Source organism: Mycolicibacterium sp. XJ870, assembly GCF_053483975.1.
Genome location: NZ_JBEFTI010000004.1, coordinates 22,303 through 40,889 on the forward strand (window position 1 = coordinate 22,303; position 18,587 = coordinate 40,889).

Annotated in this window: 21 protein-coding genes and 1 pseudogene; 5 read left to right on the plus strand and 17 right to left on the minus strand. The window is 65.2% G+C overall.

What is annotated here, in order from left to right; all coding sequences use genetic code 11:
* Nucleotides 1–6 precede the first annotated feature (6 nt).
* The 11 genes from ABQF30_RS17280 to ABQF30_RS17330 all read right to left on the minus strand — a co-directional run bounded on the left by ABQF30_RS17280 (nt 7) and on the right by ABQF30_RS17330 (nt 7,533).
* Nucleotides 7–1,023: a 3-oxoacyl-[acyl-carrier-protein] synthase III C-terminal domain-containing protein gene (locus tag ABQF30_RS17280; RefSeq protein WP_448465930.1), complete on the minus strand. Its 1,017-nt coding sequence runs from the start codon at nt 1,021–1,023 to the stop codon at nt 7–9.
* On the minus strand, nt 1,010–1,789 hold the full coding sequence (locus tag ABQF30_RS17285) for an ESX secretion-associated protein EspG (RefSeq protein WP_448465932.1): 780 nt from the start codon (nt 1,787–1,789) through the stop codon (nt 1,010–1,012). Before ABQF30_RS17285 ends, ABQF30_RS17280 begins: the two co-directional genes overlap by 14 nt.
* Nucleotides 1,790–1,890: 101 nt before the next feature.
* Nucleotides 1,891–2,181, minus strand: coding sequence for a hypothetical protein (locus ABQF30_RS17290; RefSeq protein ID WP_448465934.1), 291 nt, complete (start codon nt 2,179–2,181; stop codon nt 1,891–1,893).
* Between the two features lie 20 nt (nt 2,182–2,201).
* Complete coding sequence (locus tag ABQF30_RS17295) at nt 2,202–2,471, minus strand: WXG100 family type VII secretion target (protein WP_448465936.1); 270 nt, start codon at nt 2,469–2,471, stop codon at nt 2,202–2,204.
* Between the two features lie 77 nt (nt 2,472–2,548).
* A complete protein-coding gene (locus tag ABQF30_RS17300; protein ID WP_448465938.1) occupies nt 2,549–3,361 on the minus strand; it encodes an ESX secretion-associated protein EspG in 813 nt (270 codons plus the stop codon).
* A complete protein-coding gene (locus ABQF30_RS17305; RefSeq protein WP_448465940.1) occupies nt 3,358–4,431 on the minus strand; it encodes a PPE domain-containing protein in 1,074 nt (357 codons plus the stop codon). The genes ABQF30_RS17300 and ABQF30_RS17305 overlap by 4 nt, the downstream gene beginning before the upstream one ends.
* A gap of 47 nt (nt 4,432–4,478) precedes the next feature.
* Nucleotides 4,479–4,772, minus strand: coding sequence for a PE domain-containing protein (locus tag ABQF30_RS17310; protein WP_448465942.1), 294 nt, complete (start codon nt 4,770–4,772; stop codon nt 4,479–4,481).
* 25 nt (nt 4,773–4,797) lie between these two features.
* Entirely contained in the window at nt 4,798–5,853 is a 1,056-nt protein-coding gene (locus ABQF30_RS17315; protein WP_448465944.1) for a hypothetical protein, read from the minus strand.
* A gap of 249 nt (nt 5,854–6,102) precedes the next feature.
* Nucleotides 6,103–6,387, minus strand: a complete 285-nt coding sequence (locus ABQF30_RS17320) for a hypothetical protein (protein ID WP_448465946.1) — start codon at nt 6,385–6,387, stop codon at nt 6,103–6,105.
* Nucleotides 6,388–6,862: 475 nt separating this feature from the next.
* Nucleotides 6,863–7,216, minus strand: coding sequence for a YbaB/EbfC family nucleoid-associated protein (locus ABQF30_RS17325; protein WP_448465948.1), 354 nt, complete (start codon nt 7,214–7,216; stop codon nt 6,863–6,865).
* The gene (locus tag ABQF30_RS17330) at nt 7,213–7,533 is read right to left on the minus strand and encodes a hypothetical protein (protein ID WP_448465950.1); all 321 of its coding nucleotides are present in this window, start codon (nt 7,531–7,533) and stop codon (nt 7,213–7,215) included. Before ABQF30_RS17330 ends, ABQF30_RS17325 begins: the two co-directional genes overlap by 4 nt.
* Nucleotides 7,534–7,674: 141 nt before the next feature.
* Between ABQF30_RS17330 and eccA the strand changes: the two genes are divergently transcribed.
* Both eccA and ABQF30_RS17340 read left to right on the plus strand, forming a co-directional pair.
* Entirely contained in the window at nt 7,675–9,492 is a 1,818-nt protein-coding gene (gene eccA / locus ABQF30_RS17335) for a type VII secretion AAA-ATPase EccA (RefSeq protein ID WP_448465952.1), read from the plus strand.
* A 40-nt stretch (nt 9,493–9,532) separates the two neighbouring features.
* A pseudogene (locus tag ABQF30_RS17340) lies at nt 9,533–10,552 on the plus strand (MinD/ParA family ATP-binding protein); the annotation flags it as partial.
* Here the strand turns inward: ABQF30_RS17340 and ABQF30_RS17345 are convergent.
* On the minus strand, nt 10,509–11,252 hold the full coding sequence (locus ABQF30_RS17345) for a class I SAM-dependent methyltransferase (RefSeq protein ID WP_448465954.1): 744 nt from the start codon (nt 11,250–11,252) through the stop codon (nt 10,509–10,511). The pseudogene ABQF30_RS17340 and the gene ABQF30_RS17345 overlap by 44 nt on opposite strands.
* A gap of 58 nt (nt 11,253–11,310) precedes the next feature.
* On the opposite strand from ABQF30_RS17345, the gene glpK reads away from it, so the two are divergent.
* Nucleotides 11,311–12,828 carry a glycerol kinase GlpK gene (gene glpK, locus ABQF30_RS17350; protein WP_448465956.1) on the plus strand — a complete coding sequence of 506 codons (1,518 nt, stop codon included), beginning with the start codon at nt 11,311–11,313 and terminating at the stop codon, nt 12,826–12,828.
* A gap of 45 nt (nt 12,829–12,873) precedes the next feature.
* Here glpK and ABQF30_RS17355 read toward each other — a convergent pair whose 3' ends face one another.
* The 3 genes from ABQF30_RS17355 to ABQF30_RS17365 form a co-directional block, all read right to left on the minus strand.
* Nucleotides 12,874–13,551, minus strand: coding sequence for a hypothetical protein (locus ABQF30_RS17355; protein ID WP_448465958.1), 678 nt, complete (start codon nt 13,549–13,551; stop codon nt 12,874–12,876).
* A 20-nt stretch (nt 13,552–13,571) separates the two neighbouring features.
* Nucleotides 13,572–14,294 (minus strand): PadR family transcriptional regulator, encoded by a 723-nt coding sequence (locus ABQF30_RS17360; RefSeq protein ID WP_448465960.1) that lies wholly within the window; start codon nt 14,292–14,294, stop codon nt 13,572–13,574.
* Nucleotides 14,295–14,378: 84 nt separating this feature from the next.
* Nucleotides 14,379–14,900 carry a PadR family transcriptional regulator gene (locus ABQF30_RS17365; protein WP_448465962.1) on the minus strand — a complete coding sequence of 174 codons (522 nt, stop codon included), beginning with the start codon at nt 14,898–14,900 and terminating at the stop codon, nt 14,379–14,381.
* Nucleotides 14,901–14,957: 57 nt separating this feature from the next.
* Here ABQF30_RS17365 and ABQF30_RS17370 point away from each other — a divergent pair, with 57 nt between their 5' ends.
* On the plus strand, nt 14,958–16,277 hold the full coding sequence (locus ABQF30_RS17370) for a carotenoid oxygenase family protein (RefSeq protein ID WP_448465964.1): 1,320 nt from the start codon (nt 14,958–14,960) through the stop codon (nt 16,275–16,277).
* On the opposite strand, the gene ABQF30_RS17375 is transcribed toward ABQF30_RS17370, so the two are convergent.
* Both ABQF30_RS17375 and ABQF30_RS17380 read right to left on the minus strand, forming a co-directional pair.
* The gene (locus ABQF30_RS17375; protein ID WP_448465966.1) at nt 16,274–17,203 is read right to left on the minus strand and encodes an AraC family transcriptional regulator; all 930 of its coding nucleotides are present in this window, start codon (nt 17,201–17,203) and stop codon (nt 16,274–16,276) included. The genes ABQF30_RS17370 and ABQF30_RS17375 overlap by 4 nt on opposite strands.
* Before the next feature lie 16 nt (nt 17,204–17,219).
* The gene (locus tag ABQF30_RS17380; RefSeq protein ID WP_448465968.1) at nt 17,220–17,978 is read right to left on the minus strand and encodes a methyltransferase domain-containing protein; all 759 of its coding nucleotides are present in this window, start codon (nt 17,976–17,978) and stop codon (nt 17,220–17,222) included.
* 76 nt (nt 17,979–18,054) lie between these two features.
* Between ABQF30_RS17380 and ABQF30_RS17385 the strand changes: the two genes are divergently transcribed.
* The gene (locus ABQF30_RS17385; protein WP_448465970.1) at nt 18,055–18,534 is read left to right on the plus strand and encodes an anthrone oxygenase family protein; all 480 of its coding nucleotides are present in this window, start codon (nt 18,055–18,057) and stop codon (nt 18,532–18,534) included.
* Nucleotides 18,535–18,587: the final 53 nt, after the last annotated feature.

Consider the following 18,587-nt stretch of genomic DNA (forward strand, 5'->3'; position numbering starts at 1 on the left):
TCGGTGTCACGCTGGCACATTGAATGGCAGGGTCACCTCTTTCTCGATGCGGAGGAGGACCGCCGCCGAGTTGACGAAATTCCCGGCCGCGAACAGCATGACCAGGTCGCCCACTTTGGCGATCTTGTTGTTCATCAGATAGGCGAGGTTCACGCCGAAATCTGAGACGGTCAGATGTCCGAATTGCGCAGCGAAGGAATACAGACCGGGTGCGGGTTGCAGGAACGTCTGTTTCGCCAGCATGTCCGTGACGTAGCTCGGCTCGATGAAGGATGGAGCGAACCAGTCGATGTCCTCCGGGCGCACGCCTGCGCGTTCGTAGCATTCGGTCACGGTTCTGACAGCCACCCGAAAACTGGCTATCGCGTTGTCTTTCACAGTGCCCGGGCCACGTTGGTCATAGTTCTCCCACCGGGCGATCCAATCCGCCAACGTCGGAAACCCCGGATCGTCGATGCCGCTCTCAGCACTGCCGTGCATCATGCCGGCCGACGGATTATGCGACCGTGCCGCGGCTGACACGATGCGGGCGAAACCTTCATTCCTGTTCACGAGCGCGCAGAATCCGCTGTCGCCCAGCAGTGATCCTTCGGTAGCCGGGCTTGCCGCATACTCATGCCGGTCGAAGTAGAAGATGCTGTCGCCGCCCGTGACCATCGCGTAGTCGCCGGCCCAACCCGCTTGCAGCACCGCGTCGGCGAGCATCACGCCGTAGAGGCCGCCGGAACAGAACTGCCGGATCTCTGTCGCGGAACCGGCGGACGTCCTGCCCAGAATGGACTGTTGGAGCGAATTCGTTATCGGCCAGAAATGTTCACCCTGATACAGGGTGCCGCAATGAAATGAAGCGGCCATACTGTCTGCTGCCGCGGCCAGCGCAGAGCCGTCGATCTGCTGCCCGGCGGCTTCCACCATCTCGTGGACCGACTGCATCTCAGTTGCCGCGGTCGCGAGATGCTTGGGACGACCTTGACTGTCCGTACCTTCGGGTACGTAGACGGAGACGGTGTCAAGGTATGGCATCGAAATCCCGGTCCGCTTTCTCAGCAGAGAGCTTGTCCGCCAATGCCTCTGATTGCCGCATCTCGATCTTCTTGAAGACCTGCATCAGATTGGGCACCGTTGCCGGAATGATCTGAAACGACTTCACGCCCTCGTTCACCACGTATGCGCCATCGTCGGCGATGTTGATCACCGTCAGGTGCGTGGGATCGCGCAATTGATAGTCCATCGTGAACTCAGCGGAACCGCTGAGCAGAATCGATCCGGTGATCTTCGCGTCGCGCAGGGCGGAGGTCGGTGTCTCATCCTCGAGCAACTCTTCCTTGCGGGGCCGGGTTCCGGGCTTGTACACGGGCAGCGCTTCCAGGACGACCTGTGGAAAATCGATGTTCACACAGCCGATGATCTGAACGTCTTCGCCGAAGATGAGCTGGTCGCTCGGATCCTGGGTGATGACCGCGCAATAACCGGTCGCGCCGATTACGCCGAGTAATCGATAGATCTGGCCGGCCTCGATCTGGCCGAATCCCTGCAGCAGGTAGGCCGGATACCGCAATGCTTCAAGGATGCGAACACGATTCGGTGTCAAGCTGGAACGCAACCGGGCAAGTGCCTCCCGACGATCGGCCTCCACCTCGGACATGTAGGTGGGTCCCCGGTGACGGTAGGACAGCGGGGACGGCAGGCGGTCCAGGCCGAGTGCCTCCCAGGCACACCGGAACTCGAAGCCGCTCATGAACCACGGTTCGACGCCATGGCGCAGCGGGGCCACTTCATCAGTGATCATGCTCAGCCCCCCGGAACTCTCTCGCTGTAGAAAACGGACGCGCAAGCGGGCTCAGTCGCCGATGGTGCCGACAACCGAGCCCGCCGGCAAGACCCGCCGACTCAGAACCCGCCGGCAAGATGGGCGTCGAGCGCCGCAGCGTCGTCCTGCGACTGATTGCCGCCGGACCGGGTCTGGGTGATCTCGTTGAGGATCGCGTCCATCTGCTCCAGGATCTGAATCTGCTTCCCGTGCAGCGCTGCCGCGGCGTCGCCCTCGTACACGCCCTGCAGCGCGGCGAAGACCTGGCTGACTTCCTCACGCATTGCGTGTGCGGTGTTGGTCGTTCCCTGTATGTCGTCGAGGGACGCGTTGTTGGCGCCGTACTGGTATGTGATCTTGTCCATGTCCATTGGATCAGACCTTTCGATTTCTAATCGGCTTCGTGGGTGACAAGTGTGTTGATGTCAGACTTACCTTTGTCGACGATCTGCTGCAGGTTGTTGATGACGTAGTTGAAGTCCTCGTTGTGCTGCGTCATGATGCCGCGAAACTTCGCCGCCCTGCCGCCGGTCCACGAGCTGGACGTCATGGCCTCGGTGGATTCGAGGATCTGGGCGGCCAGCCGCCTGACATCCATCATCTGTTGGTCGATGTTCTCGATCTTCTGCTGGGCTTCTGCAGGCGTCAGTTGAAGCGCCATACCTTACCTCTCTTTGTCGAATCCGGCGCGAATCGCCGGACGGTGGTTGGGAATTCGATGTTGAACACGGAGCGGATCTAGCAGTCCCCCCATCTGTAGCCGGACAGCTCGACAAGCTGGCCGATGGCCTGCTTGATTGTGTGGTCCGACCCCGGCTTGAGGGTGGTCCACAACTGGCCGCTGGGTGAGGCGCTGGGGGCGCCGACGACCCGTCCACGTTTGGTGTAGAAGACGCCGACCGCCCCGGCAGAGCGCGAGATCCGGTCCGTGTCGTCATCTAGCGCGTAGTAGACGATCTCGGCGAACGCCAGCCGGGCAGCCAACGCCGATCCGAGCATCATCGCGGGCCGGGATTCGGCGCCCAGTGCCCGGATGCGGTCGGACAACACCGTCGCGTCGTGCGTGCCCGACAATGCCTGGCTGACCTCGGCGAGCGGCCCGCCCACCGGATTGATCTCGGCGGGGGCGGCGGCCGGCAGGTGACGCAGCACGGCCGCTGCGGCGGTTGCCATGCCGGCGTCGTCGGAGTCCATGTGCAACGTGATCTCCTGACCGACCCGGCATGCCGAGATGCATTGTGCGCCAGACCGTACAACGGTGACTCGCGCCAGGCCGTCAGGGGTCACCAACCGCATGGCCAGCTCACGCTCGGGCCGCTGCAGGGAATGCACCAACGCTGCGAGTTCTGCGCTGACCTCCCCGGCCACGATCATGCCGCGCTCGGTAAGGCTCCGGCTGGCGTGCATTACAGCGTCGGCCCGGGCCGTCTCGGTGGCATGCCGTGTCCGCACGTCCAATACCAGCGGCAGAGCCTGGACTCCGAGTCGTTCTGTCAGAGCCAGCATTTCGTCATCGGTCACCACGAAATGCGATGCCAGCGCGGCAGTCATAGGTTGAGCCCCCGATCGACACCGATCACCGGGGGGGACACCCAGCGGTTGTCCACCTGCTCCAGTGTGCGTTCCGGTTCATCGGCGAAGCCCTCACCCGCGGGCGCTTCGGGCGTGGCGAGTTCGTCGAATATCGCGGTGTCAGGGCCCCAACTGACATTGGACACCGTGAACTCGTTCTGCTCTGCGGCGGGCAGCCACGATTGTCCTGCGTCCGACAGCCCAGCACCTGGTTCCCCGGCCCCGTCCAGCGCTGATGCGGGTTGAACTGATTCGTAGTCGCGGCCCTGGTCATTGCGACCCATGGCGGCCATCGGTGCGTAAGGCGCCCCACCCATCCCGGCACCCGATGAGCCACCGGTGCCGGCGAAACCGGTCTTCTGCAAGGCCTTCGGATCGGCGCTCGAGTTGATGCCAGGAGCGAACATCGGTGCCAGTGGCGGTGGTGGCACCGCGGCGCTGCCACCGGAAGCGCCGCTGCCGCCAGGTTCCCCGGAACTGCCGTGCTCGGCCTTGAGCGCGTTGCCCTTCGACACTTGTGGCGGCACCGGCTGCTCCCACGGTTGGGCCAGCGGGGCCACCGCCTCCTCATACTGATGCATGACGGCCGCGGCATTGGCCTGGTCGGCGGTCGCGGCCGCGTCGAACTCTGCGAAGCTACCGGTGAGCACCGCCCCGTTGTAGGCGGCCAATGAGGCCATCATGTCCTGGGCGGTCTTGGCCTCGATCGCCTCTGACACGCTGGGCATGGCGAGCACCGCCACTGTGTTGGCCACCGCGGCTTCTTCAGCGCGTTGACCATTTCCGGCCGCGCTCAGGCTGACCGCCTGCAGCCACTTGCCGAACTCTTCCAGGCGCTGGGCCGCGGCACTCGAGGCCTGGCTGTCCCAGGCGGTCCGCAGCCGTGCCACGAGCTTGTCGAAATCGGTGGAGACATTGGCCAATTCGTTGGCAACGCGGATCCAGGCAGCGCCGGCGCCACCGACCGACGCTGGGCCGGGCCCGTCGGTGAGGTCGCGTGCCAGCTGCTCGGTGCTGCGCGACTCCCACGCAACATTGGTGAACCCCACGCCCAGATCCCTCCCCTCGCCGACAGAACCGGATTTAAGTGCGTTGGTCAGCCGGCGAAGTCTTCGGACGCGGCGATGTTGGCCGAGTGGCCGCGCAGGGTCGCTGCCACTTCGTGAATCTCGGTCGACCCGTGATCGGTGGCGGTGCCGAACGAGGTGTGAACCTCGTTGAGAGTCTGCGCAACTCGCTGCGACACCTCGTCGCGCGCCGATGGGGTAACCGCGAGGTTGGGCGCCTCGTCGGTCATGACCCGCTGCACACGGTTGGCAAGTTCGTCGAGTTGACGGCTGATCTCCTGGACCTCTGCAGGCTGGATGGACATGCCGGCGCTGTCGGCCATAACAGTTCTCCTTAAGTGGGAATGACTAGATCCGGAGTTCTACGTCCGGGGTCTGATACGGGTCGGCCTCCCCGAGTACCGGGGGTGCCGCGGTGCCGAGATCGCCGACGATCTCGCCGCCCTGGTCGGTGGTGTGCAGAAACGATGCGGCAGTGTGGTTGTTGTTCGACGAGGCGTTCGCGCCCTGTCCGGCGCCCATTGCCCCCATAGGTGCGCCACCCATCATGCCCGGTGCGCCGACACCGCCAACCCGCGGTGCGCCTGATTGCGCTGGAGCGCTTGCACTTTCGGCCTGAATCATCGCCGACATCGGTAGTGACCGGGGCGCGAGTCCCCCGGCCCCGATTCCCCCGCCGCCTGCGCCGCCCGCTCCCGCCAGGGCAGCGCCACCACCGAGCGCGGCCGGGTCTGATGCGAGGGGATCGACGGCAGGATCGATGGCAGGCTTCGCGGCGGCCTGACTTGCCGCCGACGCTGCCCCGGTGCCGGCTTGCACTCCGGCTTCGGCACCCTTGGTCGCCATCGACATCAGCGGGGACGCGAGGGCGGCCAGCGACGAGGCCTCGGGAGCGGAGGTGACGCTGACCGGCGCGCCGGCAGCGGTGACCTGCGCGGCCTGGGTGGCCAGTGAACTCTGCAGTTCCGTCATCACCTCGGCGGTGGTGGCAATCGCCTTGTTGGCAGCCGCGATCGCCGCTGCCCAGCCCCACGGAAAGATGATCATGGGCCCGATGGCCGCGATCGTCGCAGCGAATTCGGCGACGATCGCGATGAGGCGTACCCGCGCCTGCCCTACGTTGACCGCAGCCGTCTCCAAACTGCTTCGCAGCGCATCGGATTGGGCGCCGACCTCGGCTCCATCGGAAATCGCGCTGGTGGTCTTGGTGGTCGCGGCCGTGCCGGAGGCGCCCTGCCAGGCATCGCCCGCCGAGTTGACCGACTGCGAAAGTGGGCCGCCGGTGGACTGGAATGTGCTGGTGATGGCCTGCAACATCGCCGTCGGATCAACGCCCTCGAACAGGCCGCTGCCCAATGTGCTGAGCGCGTCGGTGACCGGGCTGATCAACGCGCTCGGATCCATGGGATTCGCAGGTGGTTGATCTTCGGGCTGAGGCTCGGGCGGAGGTTCTTGTCCAGGCTTGGTATCTGCAATTGGCGGCAAACCAAGGCGGTCAAGAATTTGTCGGACTGGCAAATTCAGAAAGTCTTGCAGACTTTGTTCTTGAGCTGCGATAACCGGGGTGGCGTCGTAGCCGGGCATCTGCTGAGCTAGCTGACCTACCGGGGTGACCGGTCCGGGGGGCAAAATCGAAGGCATGTCGAATTAGGCCTAGGCGTCTTCGTTGGAAAGGATCGCGGACCGGGACAACCCGGTGGCGGCGCCGGTTGCGGCGTGTACCCCGCCGACCAGCAGTGTGCCCGCCAAATTGCTTGCCTGCGCTTGGCCGAACGCCATGAGATAGACCGCCCCGATCGGACCGAGCGCGGCCGCGGCGGCCGTCAGCATCGCTGCCGAGTCGGCGGATCCTGCTGCGGTTATGGCCGATGCGGCAGCCTCGTTTGCGGCGGAAAAGGTAGCCATCCCGGTGGGCTGGGCAGCGAAATTTTCGCTCATCGTGCTAATACCTTTCCAGCTGAGTGTGGCGCTGTGTGGGCACAAGACCAATAAACTATAGCCGCGGGAGCGGTCCGCAGCTAACTGAATTTTGTGCAAATAGTGCGTGTAGATCGTTCGTTGTGGTAAATAGCTCAACCGTAAGATTGCTGGTTAACCGAATTTCGCGGGCACTGCGGGCGTGCGATGGTGACTGCGTCGCAGTTCAGGGCCAACCGGTTGGTCGAGTTGATCGGGAGGCGCTTGGTTTGCCGACCTGGCCACCGTGGGGCTCAAGTGAAAGATGGTGTGCGAGGCCGGATCCGAGACCGTGCGTGGTGAGGTCGCGATAACTCGATGGGCTGCAACCGATCCGGCCAAGTTTTAGCTAACGCCAGCCTCGACGAATGGCAAATATCCGAGATGCCTATTACCTGCACGAAGTCCAATCACCGCCCGACTGGGCGAACTTTCTCAGGATGGTCCGGCGAAGCTGTTAGTGCTCAGGTTCGAAAGTGCCCCCGTCCCAACGGGTCAGCGGCGCCTGCTGGAGCTCATGCAGTCGCGTTGCGAACTCCTGGGAGAGATAGCGCTGCCGGCCTGCCGCCACCTGTGCGGCTGCGCCGGCGGTCTCGACGATGAGTTTGGCCAGCGCATCAGCGCCCAGCTTGTGCGCGGCGGGACCCAGCCACAGCCCGGTCATCGCACCCAAGCCGTCGACTTCGACGCTGACGTTCTCGTCGCGGCTCGTGACCCGCGCCGAAATGGATTGGCAATGCTCATCCATCGCAGCCACCAGGTCACGCTGCTTACGGATGCGGGCGATCAAGGAGTCGGCCAGGCCGGTCATACCGACCTCCGCCAGGTTGGCGGCAGGTCGTCGTCCTCGCCCATGGCCGCTTCTTCGGCTCTGGCCAGTTCTTCCTCCGTGGCCAGCTGCAATGGCCGGATAACCGATGTGCTGAAACCTTTTTCGGTCAGGTCCCGCCTGCGCTCAACCTGTGCGCGTGCCGCCGACAACCGGCACAATGCCATGATGTCGTCGGCCAGCTGTGCAGGCGGCTTCTTCAACTCGACGGCGTCGAGGCGTAGTGCGACAGGAAGGCCGCGTTCGGTGGTCAGTACAGAAATCGTCCCACCCGGTGACTGCACGGGCTGCTGTGGCATCCAGATCTCCCTCGCAGCGGAGCGTGTATTCCGATCCCCGAACTTAGTACACTCGCGGTCGTCCGTTCGGTGCTCTCCGAGACGCAATAATGTGCGAGTCTCTGCCGGATCACCGCGCAGTGAGGAGACGTGTCACCTCCGATGAGTGGATCCACCGAAGCGCAGCGGGTTTTCGACGCCGGAGTGCTATCGCTCGGCATTCCGATCGATGGTCTGGAGACCGAGCGTGACCTGCAGTACGCGGCGCTGGCATTCCGGCGGGCCACCGAGTACGACCCGGACATGTGCGATGCGTGGTTGGGTCGCGCGGCCACGGGTGACACCAGCCCGGAGGTGATCTACCACCTGTACCGGACCAGCACCATCTCGTTGTTCCGTGAGCAGCGTCGGCTCGGGCTCCCGCAGCGTGCGTTGAGCGGGCGTTTCCAAACCGGGCTCTATCTCGACTATCCGCTGAGTACCAAGGCCGAGATGTGGCTCGCATATGCCGCCAGCATGATCCACGCCAAAGATTTCGACGAGGCGCAGCAGGTTCTCGACGAGCTGGACAGTTCCCGCGCCGCACTGCCCGACGGCGATGCCGGGTCGGCCGAAATCTGCGCCTACATCCGCGGGGTGCTGCACTTCACCACCCAGCGCTGGCCGGACGTGCTGACCGCGCTGAGCAGATCGGGATCATTCACCGACAACTACATCGCCGCCGGAGCCGATTTGATGGTCGGATCGGCGTGCGCGCAGCTTGGACTGTTCGGGGAGGGCATCCGCCGCCTCGATCAAGCGATCGAAGGACCCGTGCCGGGGGCGCGTCGGGCCGCCGAGTTCTGCAAGGGACTGACCTTGCGGGAGATGGGCGAAGAGCGCGACGCGCGGGTGATCTTCGAGCGGATCTACAGCGAGGATCCCGGGTTCGAGGCGAACGCCGCCGCGCTGGCCGATCCGAAGTACCGGCTGGTCGTCACCTCCAAGGAGATCATCGACTCGCGCACCAATCGGTGGGACCCGGCCAGCGCGCCCACCGGCGAGGAACTTCTCGTCGACGATCTGACCGAGCGGGGCAACGAGTACCTGCGTGCCGCCCAACAGGAATTGGACCGTCAGATCGGTTTGGCGGACGTCAAACTCCAAGTGGCCAAACTGAAGTCGGCGGCGATGTTGGCGAAGGTGCGCGGGGACAAGGGGCTCAGCGCGTCGGCTCGCAGTCTTCATCTGGCGTTCACCGGCCCGCCCGGCACGGGTAAAACCACGATCGCCCGGGTGGTGGCGCAGACCTATTGCGGGTTGGGGTTGCTGCGGACGCCCAACATCGTCGAAGCCAAGCGCCACGACTTCGTCGGGCAGCACCTCGGCAGTACCGCGATCAAGACCACCGCTCTGATCGACTCGGCGATGGATGGGGTGCTCTTCATCGACGAGGCTTACACGTTGATCCAGACCGGACTGTCCGGCGGCGATGCGTTCGGTCGGGAAGCCGTCGACACCCTGCTGGCCCGGATGGAGAACGACCGGGACCGCCTGGTGGTGATCATTGCCGGATACGACGCCGAGATCGACCGGTTCCTGGCCTCCAACGAAGGTCTGGCGTCCCGCTTCACCAAACGGGTCCGGTTCGGCTCGTACGGCCCGCACGAGCTCGGAGATATCGGCCGGCTCATCGCACGTAACCGGGATTCCGAATTGTCGGAGGCCGCCTACGACGAACTGGTGACAGCATGCGTGACCCTGTGCCAGGGCGAGGCGATCGACTCGTCGGGACAAGTGCGCCACGGCATCGACCTGGCCGGCAACGGCCGGTTCGTACGCAACGTGATCGAGGCGGCCGAGGAGGAGCGTGAATACCGGCTCAGCGAAAACCATGGTGCGAACCTGTCGGAACTCGACGAAGCGGAGTTGATGCGCATCGAACTCCCGGACATGCAGGCGGCCCTCAAGCAGGTACTCGGCATGCTGGCTCCGAACTGACGAGGAGTGACGAACAGCCATGACCTTCAGCAACGATGAACGGTTGCCTCCGACGCCGCAGGGATCGACCCCATTCACCACATCCACCCCCAGGACCGAGCCGCATCAACGCCCGCCGGTCGTGCCGACCAACGGCGACCTCGGTCTGGTTCGCGGTGCGCCAACGCCTCGGTCGGGTTGGCGCAAGGCCGTCTACCGGGCCACCGGGCTGAATCCGGGAGTCTCGACTCACGAGGCCGCCAACCGCTCGCTCATCGACCGGGTCAACCAGCCGGTGTTTGGCGGTCCCTTCAACATCGCCCTGCTGTCGCAGAAGGGCGGGGTCGGCAAGACCACCACCACCGTGGGCTTGGGCGCCACGCTGGCGGCGACCCGAGGTGACCGCGTCATCGCGGTGGATGCCAATCCCGACTTCGGCACTCTCGCCCAACGCGGACCGAACGAATGCCACTCCACGGTGCGCGACGTGCTGTTCGACGAGAGCATCGCGCGCTACTCCGATATGCGTCGGCATACCTCTCAAAGTTCAAGCCGCCTGGAGATATTGGCATCTGAGCGTGACCCGGCGACGTCGGAGGCGTTCTCTGAATCCGACTACCGCGGCGTGCTGAGCGTGCTGCAGCGCTTCTACAACATCATCCTCACCGACTGCGGCACCGGGCTTGTGCACTCGGCGATGGCGGGGGTGTTGGATGAGGCGGATGTGATCGTGATCGTCGCATCCCCGGCCATCGACTCGGCCCGTAGCGCGCTTGCCACCCTCGATTGGCTTGAGCGCAACGGCTATTCGCGACTGGTGCCGTCGGCGGTGGTCGTGGTCAGTGCATCGCGGCCGGGCGCGCTCGGGCTGGATATGGGGCAGTTGGCCAACCATTTTCTGCCAAGGGCACGTGCGTTGCACGTGATCCCGTTCGACGATCATCTCGCCGAGGGCGCGGAGATCGACCTCGGATTGCTCAGCCGGCCCGCTCGGCAGGCGTTCCTGCAACTGGCCTCCACCGTCGCGGATGCCTTCGCTACGGCGTCGCCCGACTGGCGATCGCGATCTGTGGGCTCATGAGGCCACCGTCCAGCTGCACATCTATCGCCGGATCGGCGTGTGCGGCCAGCGCCCGCAGCGCAGACGGGCTGTAGCAGCGCAGTGAGCTGATCACGCCGTCATGCACGAACGGTACGACCAGGGCCAGCGGCAGCATCGTGGCCAGCCGGACCAAGTGCACTGGGGCAGGCGGTCGCGGCAGGTCGATGATCAGAAGTTTCTTCGCCACCCGAGTGCCCTCGGCGAACGCCTGCGCACCCTGTTCCGGGGCCAGGTGGTGAAACGACAACGCGAAAATCGCCAAGTCGTAACTGCCGTCGGCGGCGTCGATCGCGGTGGCGTCCATCTCGCGCACCACGGCGCGTGGGTGACTGCCCAGATCGCTTGCGGCCATGTTGGCCACCGAGACGGGGTTGACGTCGGTGACGGTGACCTGCGCGGTCGGGTGGTTCTCGAGCAGTTTGCGCGACACGCTGCCGTGGCCCGCGCCGAGTTCGAGGATCCTGGGATCGGGCACGTCGGCCACCAGGTCCAGTGCTGTCGCGGCGAAGTGCTTGTGGTTGCCGAAGAATTCGCCCGTCCACTCCAATGCGCGAACGACGCTGCGCTTCACGCCTTCGTCGACGTCCTCGCGGTCCAGATACTCCAGCCGGTCGGTTTCCAGCAGCCGATCGAGACACGAGGCGTCAGGTCCGCCGCGGGGCATCCGATCCATACTCATGTAGTCCATCATGGACGTTTCGGAGGGTAGGAGCGAAGCGACCCGGGAAAGGAACACAGTGGCCGAGTTCGTCGCCGCAATCGACCAGGGCACCACCAGCACCCGATGCATGATCTTCGACCACGACGGGGCAGAGGTGGGCCGCCACCAGCTCGAACACGAGCAGATCCTGCCAAGTGCGGGATGGGTGGAGCACAATCCGGTGGAGATCTGGGAACGCACCGCCTCGGTCATCATGACCGCGCTGAACAGGACGAATCTCAGTGCCACGGACCTGGCTGCGCTCGGCATCACCAATCAGCGCGAGACCGCACTGGTCTGGAACAGGCGAACCGGCAGACCGTATTACAACGCCATCGTCTGGCAGGACACGCGCACCGATCGCATCGCGTCGGCGCTCGACCGCGACGGCCGCGGCGACGTGATCCGGCGCAAGGCCGGATTGCCGCCGGCGACGTACTTCTCGGGCGGCAAGATCCAGTGGATCTTGGACAACGTTGATGGGGTACGACGCGACGCGGAGAACGGTGACGCCATCTTCGGCACCGCCGACAGCTGGGTGACGTGGAATCTGACCGGGGGCTCGCGTGGCGGTGTGCACGTCACCGACGTCACCAACGCCAGCCGCACCATGCTGATGGACCTCGAGACACTCGACTGGGACGACGAACTCCTGTCGTTATTTTCGATTCCCCGCCAGATGCTGCCGGAGATCAAGCCGTCGTCATACCCGACCTCGTTCGGGGTCACGCGCGATGACGGGCCGCTGGCCGGGCAGGTGCCGGTGACGGGGATTCTCGGCGATCAGCAGGCCGCGATGGTCGGCCAGGTGTGCCTGGAGGCTGGGGAGGCGAAGAACACCTACGGCACCGGCAATTTCCTGCTGCTCAACACCGGCGAGAAGATCGTGCGCTCGTCCAACGGCCTGCTCACGACGGTGTGCTACCAGTTCGGGGATGCGAAACCCATTTACGCTCTTGAGGGTTCGATCGCGGTGACCGGGTCGGCCGTGCAGTGGTTGCGCGACCAGTTGGGCATCATCAGCGGGGCGGCGCAGAGCGAGGCGCTGGCCCGGCAGGTCACCGACAACGGCGGCGTCTATTTCGTGCCTGCGTTCTCGGGCCTGTTCGCCCCGTACTGGCGTTCGGATGCCCGCGGCGCGATCGTCGGGCTGTCGCGGTTCAACACCAACGCACACTTGGCACGCGCGACGCTCGAGGCGATCTGCTACCAGAGCCGCGATGTGGTCGACGCGATGGAAGCCGATTCCGGTGTGCACCTTGAGGTTTTGAAGGTGGACGGTGGAATCACCGCCAACTCCCTGTGCATGCAGATCCAGGCCGACGTGCTGGGCGTGGATGTGGTCAAACCCGTGGTCGCCGAGACCACCGCGCTCGGTGCAGCCTATGCGGCCGGGCTGGCGGTCGGGTTCTGGGAGAACGCCGACGATCTGCGGGCCAACTGGCAGGAAGGCCAGCGCTGGTCACCGCAATGGAGTGAAGAACAGCGGTCAAGCGGCTACGCGGGCTGGCAGAAAGCTGTTGGGCGCACGCTGGATTGGGTCGACGTCGAGTGATTTCGGCGCATTCACCGGCGCTGACCGCCGCTGATTGCGCCAAAATCACTGGGTTGAGGGGCACTTGGTCAGCAAGACCTTGAGTTCGTCGTAGTACTGGGCGCCCAGCAGGGCGTGGCCGGCCTTGTCGTTGGCCCGCACGGCGTCGTTGATCTGCCCCGCCAACTCGCCCAGCCGGTTGGCGGGCTGGGCGACATCGCCCTCGGTTACCTGCTCGGCCTGTTCGCGGATCAGTTTGGTCCAGTTGTCGAAGTCGCCGACCGTCGGGCCCTGGTTGGCGTCGAAGACCGGCAGGATGAAACCTGAGCTCGCACGGCTGGACTGGATCAATGGGTCAGCCTGCCGACACCCTTGGCTTGATATGTAGGCGAACGTGACCGAGGCGGCGATGACGACCACTGCCGCTGCTGCTGCCGCCGTCGCCTGCCATTGGGTGCGCGGTTCGGCGTCGGGAACCAGCCTGCGCCACATGAAGTGTGCGAAGACCACGGCTGCCCCTGCGAACAGCGCCAGCAAGGCCGCCTCCAGCAGGCTCCCGACGCCGGACGCCGAGCCGGTTGCCCCCATCGTCGCGGCGGCTGCAAGCAGGACCAGCAACCACTGCCAGACACCGCGGCGGCGCTCGTAGGCGTCGGCTTCGCGGAACTGCACGCCGATGACGGCACCGGCTGCGGTCAGTACTGCAACGAGTGCCGGCACGACGACGTTGAGGAGGCTGTCCACGTGGGCAGCCTACGGGCACCTCACTCCTCGCCGAGGATCTGGTAGATCTCGCGGCGGGCGTTGTTGACGATGTCGAGGATGCGTTGCTGCTGGTCCTCGTTGGCATTGAAGCTCGATTGGGCGACCGCACCCATCAGCTGGCCGACGGCGCCGCGAAGGTTGACCTCGGCCGGGTCGACATCTTCGGCGAACTGCTCCCACGGCGGGGTCTCGACTTTGGCCGCGACGTCGCGTCCCTCGGAGGTCAGCTCGAAAAGCTTCTTGCTGCCCTCGGATTCGGTCCCGATGATCAGGCCCTCATCGACCAGCAATTGCAGGGTCGGGTAGACCGAGCCGGGGCTGGGGCGCCAGAGGTTCTGGCTGCGTTCGGCGATCTCCTGGATCATCTCGTAGCCGTGCATTGGCCGTTCGGCCAGCAGCGTGAGGATGGCGGCGCGGACGTCACCGCGCCGGCCCCGGCGGCCGCGACCCGGCCCGCCGCGACGCCCACCGCGGGGCCCGCCGCCGAATCCGAAGCCGAAACCGCCGCGCGGATCGAACCCGAACTCGAAGCCGCGGCCTGGGCCGAAGCCGGGACCGGCCTGGCAGGTGGGGTCGGCATTGTTCTCGAGCATCTGGGCGCGGATCTGATCGCGGAACTCGCGACGTGCGGCGCGGCGCTGGTGATGCATGGCCCGGCGATGCGTGTGGTCGCCCGGGCCGAAGCCGAAACCGCCTGGTTGTGGTGTGAATGGGGTGCTCATGTGGCAATTCCTTCGTTAGACAGGAAGCACCGTGCGCGCTTCCGATACGTCAACGATATATCGGAAGCTATCGCGATGCAACGCCTATTTCTGCCGATCGATGTCCTCGGCGAGCTCTCGGGCCCATTGGGCCTGCATGGCATTGAGGCGCAGGCCGTAGTCCAACGCCGCGTGGCCGTAGAAGTCCGTGGGGCTGTCGGTCCAGGTGATGGACGCTTCGAGTTTTGTGAGTCGTTCGATCTCGGCGTCCGAGTAGTCGGCCAGGGCGAGAAGGTGCGCGCGCGCCTCATCGAGGGGAAGTTCGGTGAGCAGGAAAACCCGCAGCAGTTCGGCGCTGCGTTCGGGCGGATCGTCCTGCGGGTTGGCGATCCAGCGCAGCAGTTCGGCGCGGCCCGCCTCGGTGACGCGATACTCCTTGCGGCCGCGTGGCCCGATGTCGGAGACCTCGATCAGGCCGGCGTTGGCGAGCTTGTTGAGCTCGCCGTAGAGCTGGCTCTGGGTGGCGGGCCAGACGTTGGCCATGGACTTCTCGAAGCGCTTGAGCAGGTCATATCCACTGCCCGGGTGTTGGGCGAGCAGGCCAAGCGCCGCCATCCGCAAGCTCATGGAAGCATCTTAGCTTCCACTATTGACATGTCAGTTGTGGAATGTCAGGGTTGTGCCATGACCGAGACCGACCTTGCAGGACTGCCCGGCGAAGGCACGTTCTTCCAGCGTGGCAACTACGCGCCCGTCGCCGACGAACTGACCGAGTACGACCTGACCGTCGACGGCGCCATCCCACCCGAACTCGACGGCTGGTACCTGCGCAACGGGCCCAACCCTCGACAGGCAGGAGCGCACTGGTTCACCGGCGACGGGATGATCCACGGGGTTCGCATCGAGAACGGCGCGGCCAAGTGGTACCGCAACCGCTGGGTGCGCACCGACAGCTTCGTCAAGGACTTCCCGCTGTACAACCCCGACGGCACCCGCAATCTGCGGTCCGCCGTCGCCAACACTCACGTGGTCAACCATGCGGGCAAGACGCTGGCACTGGTGGAGTCGTCGCTGCCGTACGAGGTCACCAACGACCTGGAAACCGTTGGCGCCTACGACTTCGGCGGAAAGCTCGTCGACTCGATGACCGCGCATCCCAAGATCTGCCCGACCACCGGGGAGCTGCACTTCTTCGGCTACGGCAGCATTTTCGAGCCCTACGTGACCTATCACCGCGCCGACGCCAATGGCGAACTCACCATCAACCGGCCGGTGGATGTCAAGGCGCAGACCATGATGCACGACTTCGCGATGACGGCCGGGCACGTGATCTTCATGGACCTTCCGGTGGTGTTCGACCTCGATATCGCCATCAAAGACGAAGGCGATATGCCCTACCGCTGGAGCGACACCTACGGTGCGAGGTTTGGCGTACTGCGTCGAGACGACCCGTTCGGCGAGATCCGCTGGTTCGACATCGACCCCTGCTACGTCTTCCACGTCGCCAATGCCTACGACGACGGTAACCGGGTTGTGTTGCAGGCGGTTCGGTATCCGGAACTGTGGCGCAAGGACGGCGGCTTCGACGTCGAGGGTGTGCTGTGGGAATGGCGCATCGACCTCGCATCCGGCACCGTCGCCGAACGTCAACTCGACGACCTCGGCGTGGAATTCCCCCGCATCGACGATCGGCTCGCGGGTCTACAAGCGCGCTACTCCGTAGCGGTGGGCGACCACAGCTGGATGCGTTACGACCTGACCACCGGCGACGCGGTGCGCCACGAGTTGGGATCCGGTGGGCCTGGTGAGGCGGTGTTCGTGCCCGGGTCCGGGCCGGCCGACGAGAGCAACGGCTGGTATCTGGGATATGTCTATGACCCGGAGCGCGACGGCAGCGACCTGGTGATCCTGGACGCCGCCGACTTCGCAGGCAAGCCGGTCGCGAGAATCAAACTGCCGCAGCGTGTTCCCTACGGCTTCCACGGTAACTGGATCAGCGGCTAGCCGGTGGCGCGGTGCTCGTTCGGGCTGACACCATAGGCGCGCTTGAACGCGCTGCTCAACGCGAAGGGCGTGGAATAGCCCACCTGGCGGGCCACCGAGGCGATGGTGGCCTGGCTCGTCTGCAGCAGATCTGCGGCCACGGCGAGGCGCCATCCGGTCAGGAATGCGATCGGCGGTTCACCCACGTGCTCGGTGAATCGCCGGGCGAACACCGCGCGCGAACATCCCACGGCGGCAGCAAGATTGGCGACAGTCCAGGGATGGGCGGGGTTGTGGTGAATCAGCCGCAGCGCCGGTCCGACGATCGGATCCTGTTCGGCCTGCCACCACGACGGTGCATTGCTGCCGCGGTCGAACCAGGTGCGCAGCACCGCGATCAGCAGCAGATCGATCAGCCGGTCCAGATAGGCCTCCTGTCCCGGCCCGTCACACCCTGCCTCGGTCGCGAGCAGATCCACCAGCAGGGAATCCCACTCACCACTACGCACCACGGTCACCGGCGGTAGTGCGTCGAGCAACCGCGCGCTGACCGCGCTGCGGCCCTCGTAGGCGCACACGATCGCCTGCGTGGCACCCGATATCGAGTTGCCCCAGGTCCGTACGCCCAGTGACATCTCGAAATGCAGATCGGCACCCGAAAGCGACGTGCAGCGTTGTCCGGGAAGGATCACCACCGTCGGCACCGTGGCCGGATCGTCGGCGAAGACATAGTGTTCGGTGCCCCGGGTCAGTGCCACATCGCCGCGCTCCAACCGGGTGGTTCCACTGGATTCACCGACGATGACGGCGCTACCCGCGGTCTGGCAGATCAGGGCCAGCGGTGCATCATCCCGAATGCTCATCGACCACGGCGGGTCCATCCGCATCCGGAGAACGAAAGCGCCGCGCGCACGCACACCGTCCAGCAGTCCGGCCAGGGCATCCACGTCGGTAGCGTAACCCTCAGTGCGCTTTTCGTGCCTCGATCAGGTGCCGGGATGAGTGCGCGACGAACGGGCCGTCCGCCTCGATCTGGCGGTGCAGGGCATAGAGGCGGTCGCGGTAGCCGTCGACGGTGAACCCGGGCACCGTCCAGATCACCTTGCGCAGGAAATACACGACCGCGCCGATATCGAAGAACTCCATCCGCAGCCGCTCGGACCGCAGGTCCACGACGTCGAGGCCGGCCGCGCGCGCCGCCGCGCTCTCGTCCTCGGGCCTGCGTTTCCTACGCGCCTGCTGCTGCGGGCCGAGAAAGTACTCCACCAGCTCGAAACAGGTTGCGGGTCCGACATGTTGGGCGAAATAGGTGCCGCCCGGGGTGAGCACACGCGCGATCTCGGTCCACGACACAGTGGCGGGATGACGGCTGGTCACCAGGTCGAAAGCGGCGTCGGCGAACGGCAGCGGTGGCTCGTCGGGGGCTGCGACGACCACGACGCCACGCGGGCGGAGCACTTGGGTGGCCCTGGCCAGATTGGGCGCCCACGACTCAGTCGCCGCCATGGTCTGCGGGAACTTTGGCACCCCGGCCAGCACCTCACCGCCACCGGTCTGGATATCCAGCGCAGAACCGGCCGCAGCCAACCGCTCACCGAGCAACCGCTGGTAACCCCAGGAGGGGCGCGCTTCGGTGGCCCTGCCGTCCAGCCAGGAGAAGTCCCACCCGTCGACGGGTGCCGCCTCGGCCTCGGCCACCAGTTCGTCGAAATCACGCGTCACGCTCTCAAGACTCCCACGTATGAAAATGGGACTGTCAGCGATGGAACGTCTGGCCGGGCGGCGCTTCACTATAGGTATGAACCTGAGCCCAGTCGTCGTTCTCACCGCGGTTGCCGCGCTTGCCAGCGCCGCCATGGGTGGCATCTTCTACGCGTTCTCCACCTTCGTCATGCGCGGCCTGAACCGCACGGAACCGGTCGAGGCCTTCACCGCGATGCGCGGCATGAACGCCGAAGCCAACGCCAACCCGGCGTTTCTGTTGTTCTTCCTCGCGTCGACGGTGCTGGCGGCAGCGGTCGGCGTCGTGGCGCTGACCCGGATCGGCCAGCCGGGCAGCTGGCTGCTGTTGGCCGGCGCAATCTTCGGCGTGCTCGGATTCATCGTCACGATGGTGTTCAACGTGCCGCTCAACAATCGCCTTCTGCGCGCCGACATCGCCGACGCGGTCACCGAGTGGCAGTCCTACTTCACCACCTGGACCGCCTGGAACCACGTTCGCACTGCGACCGGTTTCGTCGGTGCGGCGTTGATGTTGGCCGGATTGGCGTACCGCTGAGCGCTAGCTGTGCGCACTGGACAGCCTTTCGTGAAGCTCTGAAGCGTGTTTTT